Source organism: Skermanella pratensis (assembly GCF_008843145.1).
GTDB classification, from domain to species: Bacteria; Pseudomonadota; Alphaproteobacteria; order Azospirillales; family Azospirillaceae; genus Skermanella; species Skermanella pratensis.
Genome location: NZ_CP030265.1, coordinates 4,101,709 through 4,116,947, shown reverse-complemented (window position 1 = coordinate 4,116,947; position 15,239 = coordinate 4,101,709). Strand labels below are relative to the sequence as shown.

Annotated in this window: 12 protein-coding genes; 7 read left to right on the top strand and 5 right to left on the bottom strand. The window is 66.1% G+C overall.

What is annotated here, in order from left to right; genetic code table 11:
- Positions 1–25: 25 nt before the first annotated feature.
- Positions 26–1,693 carry an acyl-CoA synthetase gene (locus DPR14_RS18880; RefSeq protein ID WP_158046530.1) on the top strand — a complete coding sequence of 556 codons (1,668 nt, stop codon included), beginning with the start codon at positions 26–28 and terminating at the stop codon, positions 1,691–1,693.
- A 94-nt stretch (positions 1,694–1,787) separates the two neighbouring features.
- Here DPR14_RS18880 and DPR14_RS18875 read toward each other — a convergent pair whose 3' ends face one another.
- Entirely contained in the window at positions 1,788–2,576 is a 789-nt protein-coding gene (locus tag DPR14_RS18875; RefSeq protein ID WP_158046529.1) for a class I SAM-dependent methyltransferase, read from the bottom strand.
- A 237-nt stretch (positions 2,577–2,813) separates the two neighbouring features.
- Between DPR14_RS18875 and DPR14_RS18870 the strand changes: the two genes are divergently transcribed.
- The 6 genes from DPR14_RS18870 (at position 2,814) to DPR14_RS18845 (ending at position 10,131) form a co-directional block, all read left to right on the top strand.
- Positions 2,814–4,730 carry an AsmA family protein gene (locus tag DPR14_RS18870; RefSeq protein WP_192499027.1) on the top strand — a complete coding sequence of 639 codons (1,917 nt, stop codon included), beginning with the start codon at positions 2,814–2,816 and terminating at the stop codon, positions 4,728–4,730.
- Positions 4,731–4,921: 191 nt separating this feature from the next.
- On the top strand, positions 4,922–5,962 hold the full coding sequence (locus tag DPR14_RS18865; RefSeq protein ID WP_158046527.1) for a sulfate ABC transporter substrate-binding protein: 1,041 nt from the start codon (positions 4,922–4,924) through the stop codon (positions 5,960–5,962).
- Positions 5,963–5,965: 3 nt separating this feature from the next.
- Positions 5,966–6,814 (top strand): sulfate ABC transporter permease subunit CysT, encoded by an 849-nt coding sequence (cysT, locus tag DPR14_RS18860; protein ID WP_158046526.1) that lies wholly within the window; start codon positions 5,966–5,968, stop codon positions 6,812–6,814.
- The gene (gene cysW, locus DPR14_RS18855; protein ID WP_158046525.1) at positions 6,804–7,712 is read left to right on the top strand and encodes a sulfate ABC transporter permease subunit CysW; all 909 of its coding nucleotides are present in this window, start codon (positions 6,804–6,806) and stop codon (positions 7,710–7,712) included. Before cysT ends, cysW begins: the two co-directional genes overlap by 11 nt.
- 31 nt (positions 7,713–7,743) lie before the next feature.
- Positions 7,744–8,793, top strand: a complete 1,050-nt coding sequence (locus DPR14_RS18850) for a sulfate/molybdate ABC transporter ATP-binding protein (RefSeq protein WP_158046524.1) — start codon at positions 7,744–7,746, stop codon at positions 8,791–8,793.
- Between the two features lie 201 nt (positions 8,794–8,994).
- Positions 8,995–10,131, top strand: a complete 1,137-nt coding sequence (locus DPR14_RS18845; RefSeq protein WP_425501038.1) for an IS4 family transposase — start codon at positions 8,995–8,997, stop codon at positions 10,129–10,131.
- Between the two features lie 150 nt (positions 10,132–10,281).
- Here the strand turns inward: DPR14_RS18845 and DPR14_RS18840 are convergent, their stop codons facing one another.
- The 4 genes from DPR14_RS18840 to DPR14_RS18825 form a co-directional block, all read right to left on the bottom strand.
- Positions 10,282–10,599 carry a hypothetical protein gene (locus DPR14_RS18840; RefSeq protein ID WP_158046523.1) on the bottom strand — a complete coding sequence of 106 codons (318 nt, stop codon included), beginning with the start codon at positions 10,597–10,599 and terminating at the stop codon, positions 10,282–10,284.
- Positions 10,600–11,825: 1,226 nt separating this feature from the next.
- A complete protein-coding gene (locus tag DPR14_RS18835) occupies positions 11,826–12,245 on the bottom strand; it encodes a Fic family protein (protein WP_158046522.1) in 420 nt (139 codons plus the stop codon).
- A 232-nt stretch (positions 12,246–12,477) separates the two neighbouring features.
- Positions 12,478–14,016 carry a peptidoglycan -binding protein gene (locus DPR14_RS18830; RefSeq protein WP_158046521.1) on the bottom strand — a complete coding sequence of 513 codons (1,539 nt, stop codon included), beginning with the start codon at positions 14,014–14,016 and terminating at the stop codon, positions 12,478–12,480.
- Between the two features lie 37 nt (positions 14,017–14,053).
- Positions 14,054–15,196, bottom strand: coding sequence for a flagellar motor protein MotA (locus tag DPR14_RS18825; protein WP_158046520.1), 1,143 nt, complete (start codon positions 15,194–15,196; stop codon positions 14,054–14,056).
- Positions 15,197–15,239 lie beyond the last annotated feature (43 nt).

Here is a 15,239-nt window from a genome sequence, read left to right as displayed (position 1 = left end):
CCACCGCAATCCCGGGAACAAACGGATGACTCAGCACCGCAATCCTTTCGAGATTGAACTGGACAAGAACGAGGCGAATTACGTCCCGCTCTCTCCCCTGTCGTTCATCCGCCGCACCGCTTCGGTCTATCCGCACCGCACCGCGGTCATCCACGGCGCCGTGCGCCGGACCTGGGCGGAGAGCTACGAGCGCTGCGTCCGGCTTGCCTCGGCGCTGTCGAAGCGCGGAGTCGGACTCGGCACCACCGTCGCGGTGATGGCGCCCAACATCCCCGAGGTTTTCGAGGCGCATTTCGGCGTCCCCATGACCGGCGGCGTGCTGAACGCGCTGAACATCCGGCTGGACGCGGAGGCGATCGCCTTCCAGCTCCAGCACGGCGAGGCCAAGGTGCTGATCACCGACCGGGAATTCTCCGAGGTGATCAACAAGGCGGTCCACATGATCGACCCGAGGCACCGGCCGATCGTGATCGACATCGACGACCCGCTGGCCAAGGGCGGCGACCTGATCGGCGAGCAGACCTACGAACAGTTCCTGGAGACGGGCGACCCGGCCTTCCGATGGGACCTGCCCGGGGACGAGTGGCAGGCGATCGCGTTGAACTATACCTCGGGAACCACGGGCAACCCCAAGGGCGTCGTCTATCATCACCGCGGAGCCTATCTCAACGCGATCGGCAACTCCGTCACCTGGGCGATGCCGCACCATCCCGTGTACCTGTGGACGCTGCCGATGTTCCACTGCAACGGCTGGTGCTTCCCCTGGACGATCACCGCCATGGCCGGGACCCATGTCTGCCTGCGCGCCGTGACCGCCAAGGGCATGTACGACGCCATCGCCGACCACGGCGTCACCCACCTGTGCGGCGCCCCGATCGTGATGGGCCTGCTGGTCAACGCGCCCGACGGCCAGCGCCGCGAGATCCCCGCCGGGATCCGCATGATGACCGCCGGCGCCGCCCCGCCCGCCGCGGTGATCGAGAAGATCGAGCGGATGGGATTCGCCATCACCCATGTCTACGGCCTGACCGAAGTCTACGGCCCCGACGTGGTCTGCGCCTGGCACGAGGAATGGGACGCCCTGCCGATCGAGCAGCGCGCCGTCTTCAAGGCCCGCCAGGGCGTGACCTACGTCGTGCAGGAAGGCCTTATGGTGGCCGACGCCACGACGCTGCAACCCGTGCCGGCCGACGGCAGGACCATCGGCGAGGTGTTCATGCGCGGCAACGTGGTGATGAAGGGCTACCTGAAGAATCCGGTCGCCACCCGGGAAGCCTTCGAGGGCGGCTGGTTCCACACCGGCGACCTGGGCGTGATGCACGAGAACGGTTACATCGAGCTGAAGGACCGGTCCAAGGACATCATCATCTCGGGCGGCGAGAACATCTCGACCATCGAGGTGGAAGCGGTGCTCTACCGCCACCCGGCCGTGCTCGACGCCGCCGTGGTCGCCCGGCCGGACGAGCGCTGGGGCGAGACGCCCTGCGCCTTCGTCACCCTGAAGGACGGCGCCGCGGTCACCGAGGCCGAGATCATCGCCTTCTGCCGCGAGCACCTGGCCCATTTCAAGAGCCCCCGCACGGTGGTGTTCACCAGCCTGCCGAAGACCTCCACCGGCAAGATCCAGAAGTTCGTGCTGCGCGACATGGCGAAGCAGCTGAATCAGGAAGCCGCGTCCTCAAGCAAGAACTGACGCCGGCCGGGGAGCCGCTGCCGGCCGCCGCAGGGCCGGTGGCGACCTCGTCCGGCGACCATCGTGACCGGCCCCGGGGGCAGCTTCCGCGGGATCATGGCGATGTGGACGGGCTTCCCATCGCCGCCTCGGCTCCGAACGCCGGATCATCGAAGGCCGCTTTCAACCGCTCGTCGCTCCAGGGTTCGTCGGAGAAACAGACCAGCATGTCCACGTCCAGGATGTTGTAAAGCGACAGCGTCGGGATGACTTTGGATCGGTAGATCCATTTTTGGTAGAACTTCAGCCACAGGCGGTCGCACAGATACAATTTGTAATGGGTTCCAGCGAAGGGGCGGAGGTGCTGGCCCTCGGGCGACAGCATGAACTCGGTGCCGGCGGTCGCCACTCCCGGGAACTGGTGGTGGTAGAAGTCATCCAGCGCGATGATGCCGCCAGGCGCCATCAACGGCGCGAAGTTCCTGAGGTCGTTGATGACGTCCTTATGCGTATGACCGGCGTCGATGTGCAGGAACCGGACCGTGCCGCGCGGCAAGCTGTCTTCCGGCGGGGCCTGCAGGCTGCTCAGCTCCATCGTATTGATGACCAGCCGGCCTTCCAGACCCTGGGCATACCGCGCCATGTTGCTGCGGAACGATTCGTAATAGCCGTCCCCGAACGTGTCGTATACGTGCAGCCGCTCCTCGGGCCGGGCCAAGTGGGAGAGAGCGATCGCCGACTTGCCATGGAAACAGCCCAGTTCGCATATATCGCCATGAATCCCGGCATTCATCTGGATGCCGTTCAGCGTGTGGAAGGCGACGATGTCCTGCCCATAGAACCAGCCGGAGACGTTCGGATCGATATGAGCCCCGTAAAAGCGTAGCAAGTTATGAACACTCACGGTCCCGGTCCTTCCACGGTGGCGTCATAGTACTTTCGCAAGGCATGTGTAGGCGCGATTGGTGAAGAAAAACTTGCACGCGCGTGCCTGGAGGAACCTCCGAACCTTACCGGCGGCGTTCCCGGCCCATCCCGATCGATCAATTTCGAAACGAAAGCCGCCCGCGCCCGTTGACTCGTGACCTGTTGGTTTGGTCGAGGTGGCATTGTGGGCCGGGTGTTGAAGTGGGTTGGGATCGTGATCGGGGTGCTCCTGCTCCTGGTCGTCGGCGCGTTGCTGATGCTGGAGACGAGCTGGGCGCGGGATCTGGTGGCCAGGCAGGCGAGCGCCGCGCTGGGACGCGAGGTCACGATCGACGAAAATTTCGACATCGATTGGTCGCTGACCCCGCGCATCCGTGCCGGCGGCATCCATGTCGCAAACGCCGACTGGGCCGGTGACAAGAACATGGCGGACATCGGCGCGGTCGAGGTTACCATCGACCTGCGCCGCCTGATCGGCGGGACCATCTCGATCCCCGAGGTGAAGCTCATCGACCCCAAGATCAACCTCGCCCGCAATGCCGAGGGCACCGGCAACTGGGACTTTCCGAACCTCCAGAGCGATCCTCCGCAGGAGGGCGACGGCAGTCCCGACCTGCCGGAGATCGGGCATATCGACATCCAGGGCGGCGAAGTCGCCTACCGCGACGAGGCGCTCGACATCGATGTCGCCAGCACGGTCAACACCGAGCGGAACGAGCAGGGCGAGGACCGCGTCCGCATGGTCGCCGACGGCAGGTACGCCGACGAGCCGTTCCACCTGGACGCCACCACCGGCACCTTCCTGGCATTGCGCGACAGGCAAACCCCGTTCCCCGTCCACGCGGAAGCGACAGTCGGCAGCACGCGCACTGTGGTCGAGGGCTCGCTGACCGACCCGCAGCAGCTTGCCGGGATGGACATCACGGTCGACGTCAGGGGGCAGAACCTCGCCGACCTGTTCCCGATCATCGGTTTCCCGTCCCCGGCCACCCCGCCGTTCAACGTCTCCGGCCGGCTCGAACGGCAGGGGCAGGTCTGGTCCATGACCGACGCCGAAGGCCGGATCGGCGACAGCGACATCGGCGGCGAGGTGCGCATCGACCTGGGGCACGAGCGCCCGAAGATCACCGGCAACCTGTCGTCCCGCAACCTCGACTATGACGATCTGGCCGGATTCGTCGGAGCGCCCGGCGGCACCGGCGAGGGCGAGACCGCGTCTCCCGACCAGATCGAGCTGGCCCGCCGGCTGGAGCAGGAGGGCCGCGTGATCCCCGACACGCCGATCAATGTCGAAATGCTGACGGCGGCCGACGTCGAGATGCGCTACCACGCCGACCGGCTGCTGGTGCCCAACGTGCCGGCGGGCGAGCTGGATGCGAGGCTGATCGTCGAGAACGGCCGCGCCCGTCTCGAACCGGTAAGGCTCCAGGTTGCGGGCGGCAAGGCCGGCGGCATCATCCAGGTGGACGGGCAGGAGAAGCCGCCCGCCATCGAGATGAACCTGGAGATGCGGGCGCTCGACCTGGCGCGCTTCTTCCGCGGCACGCAGTTCGCCGAGGACATGGGCGGCACCTTCGGCGGCAAGCTCCAGCTCAAGGGCAACGGCGACACGGTCCGCAGCATGCTGGGATCGAGCAACGGCCAAATGTCGGTCGTGATGGAAGGCGGCAAGGTCAGCAACCTGATCCTGGAGGTGATCGGCTTCGATGTCGCCGAAGCCCTCGGCTTCGTCCTGTCCGAGGACGAGTCGGTCGGCGTGCGCTGCGTCGTGGCCGACCTGGGCATCACCGACGGCATGGTGAAATCCAACGCGCTGGTGTTCGACACGGAGGACACCAACGTCACCGGCGAGGCGTTCGCCAACCTGAAGAACGAGCAGTTCGACATCGAGATGCTGGCCCATCCGAAGGACCCGAGCCCGCTCTCCGCCCGTACTCCTGTAGGGGCGGAAGGTACCTTCGCCAATCCGCAGATCACCGTCGATCCGACGGCGGCGGTCGCGCGGGGCGCCGCCGCCATCGCCCTGGGCGTCTTCCTGACGCCGCTCGCGGCACTGATCCCGCTGCTGGAGCCGGGCGAAGGCCAGGACAGCCCTTGCGGCCAGCTGCTCCGCCAGGCCGGCCAGAACTGATGCCGGCACCGCAGGTCGGATAGAGCGAAGCGGCACCCGACCTGCCGCTGGACTCCCGTCGCATAAAAAACAGCTTGGCTGCTTCTCGATTGCGTGTGTAATCTACACTAGATCGATCGAGATTTAGGTATAACCATCGTGTGAAATGGCCCGACATCTCGGCCGAGAAGCCATACCAGGAGATTTGTGCCATGGTGTTCCGGAATTTCGCGCGCGGCGCCGCCACCCTCATGTTGGCGGCCGGTGTCACCCTGGGTGCGGTCGGGTTTGGAGCGGCGCCGTCGTTCGCCGCCTCGACCCTCCTCAACGTGTCTTACGACCCGACCCGGGAACTCTATGTCGAGTTCAACAAGCTGTTCGCCGAGCGTTGGGCGGCTGAAAACAACGGGGAGAAGTTCTCCATCCGGCAGTCCCACGGCGGCTCCGGCAAGCAGGCCCGCTCCGTCATCGACGGGCTTGAGGCCGACGTCGTCACCCTGGCACTGGCCTACGACATCGACGCCATCGCCGAGACCGGCCTGATCGCCAAGGACTGGCAGGGCCGGCTGCCCGACAACAGCGCACCCTACACGTCGACCATCGTGTTCCTGGTGCGCAAGGGCAATCCCAAGCAGATCCGGGACTGGGACGACCTGGTCAAGCCGGACGTGCAGGTCATCACGCCCAATCCCAAGACGTCCGGCGGCGCCCGCTGGAACTATCTGGCCGCCTGGGGCTTCGCGCTGGAGAAGTACGGCAACGACGAGGCCAAGGCGCAGGAATTCGTCCAGGCGCTGTTCAAGAACGTTCCCGTGCTTGACACCGGCGCCCGCGCCTCGACCATCACCTTCGTCCAGCGCCAGATCGGGGACGTGCTGCTGGCCTGGGAAAACGAGGCCTACCTCGCGGTCAAGGAACTGGGACCGGACCAGTTCGACATCGTCACTCCCTCGCTCAGCATCCTGGCCGAGCCGTCGGTCGCCGTCGTGGACAAGGTCGTCGACCGCCGGGAAACCCGCCGGGCGGCCGAAGCCTACCTGAAGCTGCTCTATTCGCCCGAGGGTCAGGAACTTGCCGCCAAGCACTTCTACCGGCCGCGCCTGGCCGAGGTGGCGGCCCGGCATGCCGACCAGTTCGCCCAGGTCAAGCTGTTCACCATCGACCAGAAGTTCGGCGGCTGGACCTCGGCCCAGAACAAGCATTTTTCCGATGGCGGCATCTTCGACAAGGTCTCCGCGGCTGCGGGCAAGTGAACCATGACCGGCCTCGTCGCAGGAAACCTCCAGGATAGCTTCCGCAAGCCGAGCATCCTGCCCGGCTTCGGGATCACGCTGGGCTTCACGGTCGCGTATCTCAGCCTGGTCGTCCTGATCCCGCTGGCTGGACTGGCCATCAAGGCTTCCGGGCTGGGCTTCGGCGGGCTCTGGGCGGTGCTGATGGAACCCCGCGTGATTGCCGCCTTCCGGGTCACGTTCCTGACCGCCCTGGCCGCGGCGCTGATCAACACCGTGTTCGGCCTGCTGGTGGCCTGGGTGCTGGTTCGCTACCAGTTCCCGGGCCGCAGGGTGATCGACGCGCTGGTCGACCTGCCGTTCGCCCTGCCCACGGCGGTGGCCGGCATCGCGCTGACGGCGCTCTATGCCGGCAACGGCTGGATCGGCCAGTTCCTGCCGTTCCGCGTCGCCTTCACGCCGCTGGGCATCGTCGTGGCGCTGACCTTCATCGGCCTGCCGTTCGTCGTCCGCACGGTCCAGCCCGTGCTCCAGGACGCCGAGCCGGAGGTCGAGGAGGCGGCGGCCAGCCTGGGCGCCAACCGCTGGCAGATCTTCAGCCGCGTCGTCTTCCCCGCGATCATGCCGGCCCTGCTGACCGGCTTCACGCTGGCTTTCGCCCGCGGCGTGGGGGAGTACGGATCGGTCATCTTCATCGCCGGCAACCTGCCCGGCGTGTCGGAGATCGTGCCCCTGCTGATCATCATCAAACTCGAGCAGTTCGATTATGCCGGAGCGACCGCCATCGCGACCGCGATGCTGGTGGCGTCGTTCTTCCTGCTGCTCGCGATCAACCTGCTCCAGCATTGGACGAGAGCGCGCCATGCCGGCTGAAATCGTCATCGCCACCACGCCGCCCGCCGGCACGCCGCCCGTGACCGGGCAGCGCAGCATCCCGCGCCCGGCGCTGGGCGAGTCGCCGCTGGTCAAGGCCGTCCTGATCGGCATCGCCCTGCTTTTCCTGCTGCTGTTCCTGGTGATCCCGCTGGTGGCCGTGTTCTTCGAGGCGCTGCGCCAGGGCTTCGGCGCCTATCTCGAAGCCCTGGTGGAGCCGGACGCGGTCTCGGCGATGAAGCTGACGCTCCTGGCGGCCGGCATCGCGGTGCCGCTGAACCTCGTGTTCGGCATCGCGGCATCCTGGTGCATCGCCAAGTTCGAGTTCCGCGGCAAGAGCCTGCTGATCACCCTGATCGACCTGCCGTTCTCCGTGTCCCCGGTGATCTCCGGCATGGTGTTCGTGCTGCTGTTCGGAGCCCAGGGACTGATGGGGCCGTGGCTGCGCGAGCACGACATCCAGGTCATCTTCGCCCTGCCGGGCATCGTGCTGGCCACCATCTTCGTGACCTTCCCCTTCGTCGCCCGCGAATTGATCCCGCTGATGCAGGAACAGGGCGTGGACGAGGAGGAGGCGGCGCGCGTGCTGGGTGCCAGCGGCTGGCAGACCTTCACGCGGGTGACGCTGCCCAACATCCGCTGGGGCGTGCTCTACGGCGTGCTGCTGTGCAACGCCCGCGCCATGGGCGAGTTCGGCGCCGTCTCCGTCGTGTCCGGCCATATCCGGGGAGAGACCAACACGATGCCGCTGCATGTTGAAATTCTGTACAACGAATACAACTTCGTCGCAGCTTTCGCGGTGGCGTCGCTTCTGGCCCTGCTGGCCCTGGTCACCCTGGTGGTGAAGAGCCTGCTGGAATGGCGCCATGCCGACCAGATCGCGGCGACGCGCCGTTGACCGCGCTTCACGTACGGGGAAATGACCCGCCATGAGTATCGAGATCAGAGGCATCGCCAAGCACTTCGGCAGTTTCGCCGCCCTGGACGGAGTCGATCTTACCGTCCACGATGGCGAGCTGCTGGCCCTTCTGGGGCCGTCCGGGTCGGGCAAGACGACCCTGCTGCGGATCATCGCCGGGCTTGAGTTCGCCGATGTCGGCGAGATCCGGCTGAACGGCGAGGACGCCCAGGGCCGCGCACCGCGCGACCGCGAGGTCGGCTTCGTGTTCCAGCACTACGCGCTGTTCCGGCACATGAGCGTGTTCGAGAACGTGGCTTTCGGCCTGCGGGTCCGGCCGCGCGCCGACCGTCAGACCAATGCGGCCATCGCGGCGCGGGTCAACGAACTTCTGCGTATGGTCCAGCTCGACTGGCTGGCCGACCGCTACCCAAGCCAGCTTTCCGGCGGCCAGCGCCAGCGGGTCGCCCTGGCCCGGGCCTTGGCGATCGAGCCCAAGGTGCTTTTGCTGGACGAGCCGTTCGGCGCGTTGGACGCCAAGGTCCGCAAGGAGCTGCGGCGCTGGCTTCGGCGCCTGCACGAGGAGATGCATATAACCAGCGTCTTCGTCACCCACGACCAGGAGGAGGCGCTTGAGCTTGCCGACCGGGTCGTGGTGATGAATCACGGCCGGATCGAGCAGATCGGCTCGCCCGCGCAGGTCTACGACGAGCCGGCCTCGGCCTTCGTCTGCGACTTCCTGGGGCAGGTCAACCGTTTCGATTGCGAGATCGAGAACGGCCTTGCTCGGACCACCCAGGGTGCCGAACTCCGGGTGCCCGGGCTGAACGGCACCCACGGCGCCGCGACCTGCTTCGTCCGCCCCCACGAGATCGACCTTGTGCCGATCGACCGCGAGGGTCCCGAGGCGGCCCAGGTCCGCCTGATCCACCAGATCGGCCCGAACGCCCGGGTCGAGCTGGACTATGCCGGCCACGTGCTGGAGGTGGAAGTCGGCCGCGAACGTCTGCCGGCCCTCAGCCTCAGCGTCGGCGCCTGGTGCGCGCTTCGGATCAACAACGCGCGCGTTTTCCCGAGATAGAGGCTGTCAGGGAACGTCCGACGGGCAACTCAAAGCCTGTTTGACTTGAACGGCCTGTAATTTGCCTTCCAGCAGCTTGGGGGATCGCGCTCAAGGATCCCCTCATTTTCAGGCAGTGCATTCACCTGCGTGATATCGCAGTATTGCTCAACAGAGGCAGCTATGTAGAGCAAGATGATCGACGGATCGAAGCGCGGCTTAATGCAGGTGAAGGATGTTCGGAGCTTCCTCGACAGTGTTCTTGATGAAGATACTCATACCAAGCGGATCGCCTCTCTTGCCAACGCCACCCTTGGGGTAATGACGGGTGCCTCTCTGGGCGTCGCCGTGATCGGCAAGTCTTTGGCTCAGGCACGCGGCCTTCTGCCCAAGCATGCCGTCAAGCAGGTTGACCGGCTGCTGAGCAACCCTGGGATCGAGGCTTGGGATGTTTTTGCCAGCTGGGTTCCGGAAATGGTCGGCCCGCGCACCGACATCGTGGTGGCGATGGACTGGACCGACTTTGACGCCGACGGGCAGGCCACCCTGGCGCTCAAGCTGGTGACCCGCCATGGCCGGACGACGCCGCTGATCTGGCTCAGCGTTCACAAGGACGAACTGAGCGACGCGCGCAACGCCTACGAAGACGCCGCCGTGCGCCGGCTGGCCGAGGTGCTGCCCGACGACGTCAAAGTCACCCTCCTGGCCGACCGCGGCTTCGCCGACACCAAGCTGTTCGGTTTTCTCGCCGACCTGGGCTTCGACTACGTCATCCGGCTGAAAGGCAACACCAGGGTCAGGGCTGCCGACGGAACGATCCGTTCGGCGACCGAGTGGGTCGGCCAAGGCGGCCGGGCGCGCAAGCTGCGCGATGCCGTGGTTACCGAGGCGCAGTGCCCGGTTGGCGCCGTCGTGTGCACCCACGCCAAGGCCATGAAGGAGCCCTGGTGCCTGGCCGCCAGCGACGCTGGCGCGACCGCGCCGCAGATCATCGCGCTGTACTCGAAGCGGTGGCGAGTGGAGCCCAATTTCAGAGATACCAAAGACTTGCGCTTCGGCATGGGCCTCTCGGCGGTCCACATTGCCGACCCGCAACGGCGCGATAGGCTATTGCTGCTCAATGCGTTCGCTGTCGTTCTGCTCACCCTGCTCGGTGCCGCCGGCGAAAGCCTCGGCATGGACCGCCATCTCAAGTCCAACACCGTCAAAACCCGCACTCACTCCCTGTTCCGCCAGGGCTGTATGCTCTACGACCTCATCCCCAACATGCCTGAACACAGGCTGCGCGCCCTCGCCGAACGATACGCCGATCTCCTGGAGCAGTCACGTGTGGTCACCGAAACTTTCGCTATCGTGTAAAATGAGGGGATCCTTGAGGGGATCGCGGAGTAAATGTCAGGCCATGAACCCAACCCACAAAACGCAAGATTGTAGAGCTAAATAATAACGGAGCCCATAGGTTGGGTCCGTGGCCCAACACTGTGCTTCGAGGCCAAGTCGAACAGGCTATCAATGGGCGGTCTCCGGAAAGACCTCGTCCAGGGACCTGCCGTCCAGCATGGCATCGATCCAGACGCCGATACCGGTGACCGGAGCCGCCTTCACCTTCAACTCGACCGATGCCGGGACAGTGCCCAACTGCCCCTGGACCATGCGCAACAGGATCTCGGCCTTGCCTTTCAGCTTCCTCCACGCTTCGCCCTCGGCAATGTTCAACTCGGCGATGTTCAACTCGGCGATAGTCGGCTTGATCTTGTCCTCCTGCCCTGGCGCCACCCGGCCCAGCACCGTCCGAAGCCCCTGCCGGTTCCGCCCTTCATCCACCACCAAAACATATCTGACCACGGCCTGCAGCACGGTCAGCCGATTGCCGCCGCGATCCCCAGCCGCCGCTCCAGCGTGTGAACCGGAAAGCGACGATCAGGGGACTTCAGACGACCCAGCGCCTCGCGCGTATCGAGGATCTGGAGGGATGGATCGGCGAGGGCATCTTCCCCGATGACTTGGACCTTCTGGCAAGGAACGTCCGAGTGGCGCGGAACGGTCCGGGCGAGCCCGGTGGCCTTGATGGTCTATACTGTCAAAGATGTTCTTGAATCCCTGAATACAACCTAAGATGATAGGGGCTATGCCTTCTGTGCTCCGACGGTGATCGACTCCACCCTGAACAGATACTTCTTTCCGTCGCCTTCACCGGGAACGGGGAACGAAATAAGTTATGGCCGCACGGTCGATCTCGCGTCGGTCGAGCGGGACCGGAACTTGGTTTGCGAGTTGCTTCACCGGCCTTTCCCGTACCGGCAGGAGCATGTCGCCCGTATCGGCTGGATTACGAGCGAACTTCCGGACCATGAGATCTGGGACTTGCGGAACGCCCACCTTGGCCGGCTTCGCCGCGGAACCCGCCGGCGAACTGGATTCGCTGCTGCGCGGCTATACCCTGGTGCGGCCCTATCAGCGGGCCAGCCCGAGCGAGACCGTAGTCAGCCTGTTCAGCTTCCTTCCCCAGGACGATCCGCTGTTCGACGTGTTGGACGGGGCGCTGGCCGACTGGATCGCCGCCCGGATGGCCGAAAGCGATGACGTTCGCCTGGAGACCGGGATCAACGCCTATATCCAGGACGTCCAGGAAGCCTTGACCGTCGCCCACCGGCTTCCCCTGCCGCGCACGGTGGCTTTGCTGCACGACCGCTTCACCGACCTGACCTGCTGGGCCGAAACGCTCGACTTCGGCTCCGCCCGCGACGTCCGGGGCGATTATTGGCATACCCTCGCCCTGGTGCAGACGCGCCGGAGCTTCCTGTCGCTGTGCCAGCGATATCTCCGACCCCGTCCTCCGCTACCTGCAAAGCCATGTCCTGGAGGCTCTTGGCCGGCCCGGCTTGGTCCGGTGGACGGCGGTCGATCTCATGGACACGCTTTCCGACCGATGCGCGCCGGAAACCATAAACGCGATCATCGACATAGCCCTCCTGGGCTTGGTCGCGCGCGAGGTTCCGCTGGAAGCCCTGGCCCTCTGCGCCTGAAACTTCCTGGTCAAACCGTCCCGGCCGTCACGCGGCCGGAAACAGACGGGGGAACAGGATCTCGACGGAGTGAACCGGGAACCGGAGCGAGACCGGCCCCTTGGGCGTGTCCGACCCCAGTATTCCATCCTCGACAAGGGCACCCAGCAGGTCGCGCGCCGTCCGTTCCTTCAGGCCGGAAACGCGCGCGGCGTCGCCCCTTGCCATTTCACCGCGCAGGACGATCTCGTCCAGGATGCGCGCCGCCTCGACCCTCAGACCCTCCCGCGCCGCGACATAGTCCCGAAGGCGGACGCCGAGGCCGTCGAGGTCGAACAGGGCGGCCATGAACTCGACCTGATCGAGGCTGGCCCTGAGGAACCATTCGATGAAGCCGAGCAGCGCCCGCAGAGACAGATTGCCCCGCCCGTCCAGCGAGCCTTGCCGGGGCACGTCAGCCCCAGCCATCTGAAGCTTGTACTCACCATCGGCAAAGGCAGTTCATCGGGAAGGCAGGGCTCTATCCTGCCCGGCGTCTCGATCAAGCCGGTCATGGCGCTGCCGATCTCGGATGTTGATAAGGGCCTGTAATATAAAGGCTTCGAGCTGATGGCGCACCACTAATCGCCGATCGTCATGCCGATCCTGTGATACGGTGCAAGCCTTTGGGAAAGTTGAAGAACCCGCCCGCCATCCCCCCTCAGCGCTGGTCCAGCTTCATCTCGATGCGCCGGTTCCGTGCGAAGGCGTCCTCGTTCCGTCCCGGGTCCAGCGGCTGGTACTCGCCGAAGCCGGCCGCCACCAGCTTGTCCGACGGGATGCCCTGTTCCACCAGGAACTTGACGACCGAGATCGCGCGTGCCGTCGAAAGCTCCCAGTTGGACGGGAACTGGACGTTGGAGATCGGGCGCGGATCGGTGTGGCCGTCCACGCGGAGGATCCAGTTGACGCCCGGGGGGATGCGGTTCGCGATGTCCAGCAGGGTCGCGGCCAGTTTTGCGAGCTGGCCCTTGCCGCCTTCCTCCAGCGTCGCGGAGCCGCTGGGGAACAGCACTTCGGACTGGAAGACGAAGCGGTCGCCGACGATGCGGATGTCCTGCCGGTTGCCCAGCACCTCGCGCAGGCGCCCGAAGAACTCCGACCGGTAGCGGGCCAGCTCCTCGACCTTGCTGGCGAGCGCCAGGTTCAGCCGGCGGCCGAGGTCGGAAATCTGGGTCTGCTGCTCCTGGTTCTGGGACTCCGCCAGATTCAGCGACGCGGTCAGGCGGGCGAGCTGGTCGCGGAGCGCCGCGATCTGCTGATTCAGGATGGCCACTTCCGCGCGGCCCTCCTCGGTCAGCTTCTGCTCGCCGGCGAGGGCCGCCTGGGTCTGGTCGAGGGCGATGACCAGCTCCTCGATCCGGGTCTCCCGCTGCCCGATCTCGCGCTGCGCCAGCACCGTGCGCTCCTGCTCGCTGCTGAGCCGGGACTCCAGCTGCTGCGAGCGGTCGCGGACGGCCGACAGCTCGGCCATCAGCGCCTCGCGCTGCTCGCGGGTCAGCCGAAGCTCCTCGGTCGCCCGGGCGCGGTCGGCTTCGGTCCGCTCCAGCGTCGCCGCGGTCCGGGCGCGGTCGGCTTCGGTCCGCTCCAGCGTCGCCGCGGTCCGGGCGCGCTCGGCCTCGGTGCTTTCGGACAGGACCGTAAGCGCCGCGACTTCGCCCTCCAGCCGCTCGCGGACGTCCCGGAGGGCCTGGATATCGGCCTGCAGGCTGGCGATCTCGCGCAGCGACGCCTCGATCTTCTGCCGGTCGGCCTCGATCACCTTGTAGGCGTCCTCCAGGTCGCGGCTGACTTGGGTGATCTCCCCGCTGGCCTGCTCGCCCCGGCGCGACAGGGCGGAGACCTGGGCGTTCAGCTCGTCCTGCCGGGCCTGTGCCTCGGCGAGGCTCGCGCTCAGGCTCTCGCGGGTGGCGGTCGAGCTTTGAAGTTCGGCGGAGAGCTGCGCGATGTTCACCCGCAGGTCGGCATTGGCCTCACGCTCCATCGACAGCAGGTCGCTCAGCTCGGACAGCTGGCGGTTCAGCCGGGTCAGCGCCTGGTCGCGGCTCGACAGCGTGTTGGACAGGTAGAACTGTGCCACGATGAAGACCATCAGCACGAAGATCACGACCATGACCAGGGAGGACAGGGCATCGACCCAGCCCGGCCAGATATTGACCGAACGCTCGCCGCTGCGCCGTCCGCGACCGAAGGCTGCCATTACCCGTTACCGTCCCGCCTCTTCGGCCCGCGCCCGCTCATCGCTCGCCGTCTTCCGCCAGGGCGGCGATGGTGCGCGCCAGAAGCTTGATCTCGCTGCGGATCTCCTGCACCGACTGGACCCGCCCGGTGGCGACCTCCTCCAGCAGGCGCGCGGTGTAGACGTCCATGTTGCGGATGTGCTGGCGGGTCGCCTCGTCCATGCCGAGCTGCTGGTTGCCCAGCACATCGGCCAGCCGGCCCAGGATCGGCTTCATCTCCATCTGGTTCTCGGCCAGCCGGAGCATCAGCGTCTGCTCGGTCCGCATCTGGTCGGTCAGGGTGCTCAGCTTCTCGGTCAGCGCCAGCAGGTTCTGGTTGGCCGACCGCCTGCCGTCCTCCGCCTGGGCCACCGTCCGCTGCAGGTTCTCCATGTTCTCGGCGGTCTGCTCCAGCAGGGCCTGCAGGTAGGCCGGCACCGACTGCTCGCTCTCGCCGAAGCCGGCGCCGCTCGACAGCCGGGTGGCGCCGGACAGCCAGTCTTCCAGGTCGGTGTAGAAGCGGTTCTGCGCCTGGCTCGCCTGCAGTTCCAGGAACCCCAGGACCAGCGACCCGGCGAGGCCGAACAGCGACGAGCTGAAGGCCGTGCCCATGCCCGCCAGCGGCGCCTGCAGCCCCTGCTGCAGGTTGCCGAACATCATGCCCATGTCGCCGCCCTCGACCGACAGGCTGGAGATCACGCCGCCGACCGCGCTGACCGTGCCCAGCAGGCCCCAGAAGGTGCCGAGCAGGCCCAGGAAGATCAGCAGTCCGATCAGGTAGCGGGAAATCTCGCGGGTCTCGTCCAGCCGGGCGTCGATGCCGTCGAGCAGCGAACGCATGGACAGCGCCGACAGGCTCAGCCTTCCCTTGCGCTCCCCCAGCATGCGGGCCATCGGGGCGAGAAGCACCGGTTCCGGGAGGGTGTCGGAGGCCGGACGGTTGGTCTGGAAACTCTCCAGCCACGCCACTTCCGGCTTCAGCATCAGCACCTGGCGGAAGATGTAGCCGATGCCCAGCAGCAGCACGGCGATGATCAGCCCGTTCAGCGCCGGATTGGCCATGAAGGACCGTTCCAGCGCCGGGAAGAGCAGGAGCACGATGGCGATCACCGCGGCGACGAACAGGACCATACGGGTGATGTAGCGCTGCGGCCGCGACATGGACACCATGCTCTCAGGGGCTCTCTCAGGTGACGAGGTCGGG

Bases quoted from the DNA above. Each gene is read 5' to 3' on its own strand.
- DPR14_RS18880 (WP_158046530.1), top strand. From the start codon at position 26: ATGACTCAGCACCGCAATCCTTTCGAGATTGAACTGGACAAGAACGAG.
- DPR14_RS18825 (WP_158046520.1), bottom strand. From the start codon at position 15,196: ATGTCGCGGCCGCAGCGCTACATCACCCGTATGGTCCTGTTCGTCGCC.
- DPR14_RS18845 (WP_425501038.1), top strand. From the start codon at position 8,995: ATGCAGGTGAAGGATGTTCGGAGCTTCCTCGACAGTGTTCTTGATGAA.
- DPR14_RS18865 (WP_158046527.1), top strand. From the start codon at position 4,922: ATGGTGTTCCGGAATTTCGCGCGCGGCGCCGCCACCCTCATGTTGGCG.
- cysT (WP_158046526.1), top strand. From the start codon at position 5,966: ATGACCGGCCTCGTCGCAGGAAACCTCCAGGATAGCTTCCGCAAGCCG.
- cysW (WP_158046525.1), top strand. From the start codon at position 6,804: ATGCCGGCTGAAATCGTCATCGCCACCACGCCGCCCGCCGGCACGCCG.
- DPR14_RS18830 (WP_158046521.1), bottom strand. From the start codon at position 14,016: ATGGCAGCCTTCGGTCGCGGACGGCGCAGCGGCGAGCGTTCGGTCAAT.
- DPR14_RS18850 (WP_158046524.1), top strand. From the start codon at position 7,744: ATGAGTATCGAGATCAGAGGCATCGCCAAGCACTTCGGCAGTTTCGCC.
- DPR14_RS18835 (WP_158046522.1), bottom strand. From the start codon at position 12,245: ATGGCTGGGGCTGACGTGCCCCGGCAAGGCTCGCTGGACGGGCGGGGC.